The sequence below is a fragment of the Priestia sp. BR_2 genome (genome assembly GCF_041954005.1).
Lineage (GTDB): Bacteria > Bacillota > Bacilli > Paenibacillales > Paenibacillaceae > Paenibacillus_AQ > Paenibacillus_AQ lautus_A.
On record NZ_JAVFHM010000131.1, the window covers coordinates 1 to 3840 of the forward strand.

General features: G+C 50.4%; 3 tRNA genes and 3 rRNA genes. All 6 read left to right on the plus strand.

Features of this window, described 5'->3' with window-relative positions:
* Positions 1-137, plus strand: a 16S ribosomal RNA gene (locus tag RB298_RS05085); the annotation flags it as partial.
* A 225-nt stretch (positions 138-362) separates the two neighbouring features.
* Positions 363-3298 (plus strand): 23S ribosomal RNA (locus RB298_RS05090).
* A 110-nt stretch (positions 3299-3408) separates the two neighbouring features.
* A 5S ribosomal RNA gene (gene rrf / locus RB298_RS05095) occupies positions 3409-3524 on the plus strand.
* Between the two features lie 9 nt (positions 3525-3533).
* Positions 3534-3609 (plus strand) — tRNA-Val (locus RB298_RS05100).
* Between the two features lie 3 nt (positions 3610-3612).
* Positions 3613-3688 (plus strand) — tRNA-Thr (locus tag RB298_RS05105).
* Positions 3689-3696: 8 nt separating this feature from the next.
* A tRNA-Lys gene (locus RB298_RS05110) sits at positions 3697-3772 on the plus strand.
* The last annotated feature ends 68 nt before the right edge of the window (positions 3773-3840 follow it).

Below are 3840 nucleotides of genomic sequence, written 5' to 3' on the forward strand. Positions count from 1 at the left end.
TCACACCACGAGAGTTTGTAACACCCGAAGTCGGTGGAGTAACCGTAAGGAGCTAGCCGCCTAAGGTGGGACAGATGATTGGGGTGAAGTCGTAACAAGGTAGCCGTATCGGAAGGTGCGGCTGGATCACCTCCTTTCTAAGGATTTTTATAAGACGTACGTTTTGACACTTTGTTCAGTTTTGAGAGTTCAATCTCTCAATTATAGAAAGCACACTACTTTCTTCTTATCTAATAAGAAGAATTTTGGTTGCGATTGTTCTTTGAAAACTAGATAACAGTAATTGCTGAGGAAAAGTGAAACTTTTCTTTAATCAAACCAATAAATAACACAACAGTATGTTGTACCATTTATTCGCTAATGGTTAAGTTAGAAAGGGCGCACGGTGAATGCCTTGGCACTAGGAGCCGATGAAGGACGGGACTAACACCGATATGCTTCGGGGAGCTGTAAGTGAGCTTTGATCCGGAGATTTCCGAATGGGGAAACCCACTGTTCGTAATGGAACAGTATCTTTATCTGAATACATAGGATATTGAAGGCAGACCCGGGGAACTGAAACATCTAAGTACCCGGAGGAAGAGAAAGCAAATGCGATTTCCTGAGTAGCGGCGAGCGAAACGGAATTAGCCCAAACCAAGAGGCTTGCCTCTTGGGGTTGTAGGACACTCTATACGGAGTTACAAAGGAACGAAGTAAATGAAGCGACCTGGAAAGGTCCGTCGAAGAAGGTAACAACCCTGTAGTTGAAACTTCGTTCCCTCTTGAGTGGATCCTGAGTACGGCGGAACACGTGAAATTCCGTCGGAAGCTGGGAGGACCATCTCCCAAGGCTAAATACTACCTAGTGACCGATAGTGAACCAGTACCGTGAGGGAAAGGTGAAAAGCACCCCGGAAGGGGAGTGAAAGAGATCCTGAAACCGTGTGCCTACAAGTAGTCAGAGCCCGTTAATGGGTGATGGCGTGCCTTTTGTAGAATGAACCGGCGAGTTACGATCCCATGCAAGGTTAAGCTGATAAGGCGGAGCCGTAGCGAAAGCGAGTCTGAATAGGGCGTTTAGTATGTGGTTGTAGACCCGAAACCAGGTGATCTACCCATGTCCAGGGTGAAGTTCAGGTAACACTGAATGGAGGCCCGAACCCACGCACGTTGAAAAGTGCGGGGATGAGGTGTGGGTAGCGGAGAAATTCCAATCGAACCTGGAGATAGCTGGTTCTCTCCGAAATAGCTTTAGGGCTAGCCTCATGTTGTGAGAGTCTTGGAGGTAGAGCACTGATTGGACTAGGGGCCCCCAACGGGTTACCGAATTCAGTCAAACTCCGAATGCCAAAGACTTATCCATGGGAGTCAGACTGCGAGTGATAAGATCCGTAGTCAAAAGGGAAACAGCCCAGACCACCAGCTAAGGTCCCCAAGTATACGTTAAGTGGAAAAGGATGTGGAGTTGCTTAGACAACCAGGATGTTGGCTTAGAAGCAGCCACCATTTAAAGAGTGCGTAATAGCTCACTGGTCGAGTGACTCTGCGCCGAAAATGTACCGGGGCTAAACGTATCACCGAAGCTGTGGATTGACATCTTTGATGTCAGTGGTAGGAGAGCGTTCTAAGTGCAGCGAAGTCAGACCGTAAGGACTGGTGGAGCGCTTAGAAGTGAGAATGCCGGTATGAGTAGCGAAAGACAAGTGAGAATCTTGTCCACCGAATGCCTAAGGTTTCCTGAGGAAGGCTCGTCCGCTCAGGGTTAGTCGGGACCTAAGCCGAGGCTGAAAAGCGTAGGCGATGGCCAACAGGTTGATATTCCTGTACCACCTCCCCGCCGTTTGAGTAATGGGGGGACGCAGTAGGATAGGGTAAGCGCGCTGCTGGATATGCGCGTTCAAGCAGTTAGGCTGATGAGTAGGCAAATCCGCTCATCATGAAGGCTGAGCTGTGATGACGAGGGAATTATAGTACCGAAGTTCCTGATTCCACACTGCCAAGAAAAGCCTCTAGCGAGGCGGGAGGTGCCCGTACCGCAAACCGACACAGGTAGGCGAGGAGAGAATCCTAAGGTGATCGAGAGAACTCTCGTTAAGGAACTCGGCAAAATGACCCCGTAACTTCGGGAGAAGGGGTGCTCTGGTAGGGTGTATAGCCCGAGAGAGCCGCAGTGAATAGGCCCAGGCGACTGTTTAGCAAAAACACAGGTCTCTGCGAAGCCGCAAGGCGAAGTATAGGGGCTGACGCCTGCCCGGTGCTGGAAGGTTAAGAGGAGGGGTTATCCTTTGGGAGAAGCTCTGAATCGAAGCCCCAGTAAACGGCGGCCGTAACTATAACGGTCCTAAGGTAGCGAAATTCCTTGTCGGGTAAGTTCCGACCCGCACGAAAGGCGTAACGATCTGGGCACTGTCTCAACGAGAGACTCGGTGAAATTATAGTACCTGTGAAGATGCAGGTTACCCGCGACAGGACGGAAAGACCCCGTGGAGCTTTACTGTAGCCTGATATTGAATTTTGGTACAGCTTGTACAGGATAGGTAGGAGCCTGAGAAGCCGGAGCGCTAGCTTCGGTGGAGGCGTCGGTGGGATACTACCCTGGCTGTATTGAAATTCTAACCCGCGGCCCTGATCGGGCCGGGAGACAGTGTCAGGTGGGCAGTTTGACTGGGGCGGTCGCCTCCTAAAATGTAACGGAGGCGCCCAAAGGTTCCCTCAGAATGGTTGGAAATCATTCGTAGAGTGTAAAGGCACAAGGGAGCTTGACTGCGAGACCTACAAGTCGAGCAGGGACGAAAGTCGGGCTTAGTGATCCGGTGGTTCCGCATGGAAGGGCCATCGCTCAACGGATAAAAGCTACCCCGGGGATAACAGGCTTATCTCCCCCAAGAGTCCACATCGACGGGGAGGTTTGGCACCTCGATGTCGGCTCATCGCATCCTGGGGCTGTAGTCGGTCCCAAGGGTTGGGCTGTTCGCCCATTAAAGCGGTACGCGAGCGGGGTTCAGAACGTCGTGAGACAGTTCGGTCCCTATCCGTCGTGGGCGTAGGAAATTTGAGAGGAGCTGTCCTTAGTACGAGAGGACCGGGATGGACACACCGCTGGTGTACCAGTTGTCTTGCCAAAGGCATCGCTGGGTAGCTATGTGTGGACGGGATAAGTGCTGAAAGCATCTAAGCATGAAGCCCCCCTCAAGATGAGATTTCCCATAGCGCAAGCTAGTAAGATCCCTGAAAGATGATCAGGTTGATAGGTCAGAGGTGGAAGCGTGGCGACATGTGTAGCTGACTGATACTAATCGATCGAGGACTTAACCAAACTTTTAAAAGCGTAAGCTTTACTCAGCGAACTGTTATCTAGTTTTGAAAGAATAAATCTTTCGAAAAAAAGTATTGCTTTCTTTATGAAATAGTGTATAATATAATATGTCTGGTGGCGATAGCGAAGAGGTCACACCCGTTCCCATACCGAACACGGAAGTTAAGCTCTTTAGCGCCAATGGTAGTTGGGACTTTGTCCCTGTGAGAGTAGGACGTTGCCAGGCTTTTATATCGGAGGATTAGCTCAGCTGGGAGAGCACCTGCCTTACAAGCAGGGGGTCGGCGGTTCGATCCCGTCATCCTCCACCATTTGCCGGTGTAGCTCAACTGGTAGAGCAACTGACTTGTAATCAGTAGGTTGGGGGTTCAAGTCCTCTTGCCGGCACCAGTTTTTTCGAGCCATTAGCTCAGTTGGTAGAGCATCTGACTTTTAATCAGAGGGTCGAAGGTTCGAGTCCTTCATGGCTCACCATCTTTACCAAGAGAGCTGGAATCGGAATACATATCATATTTGCGGACGTGGCTCAGCGGTAGAGCATC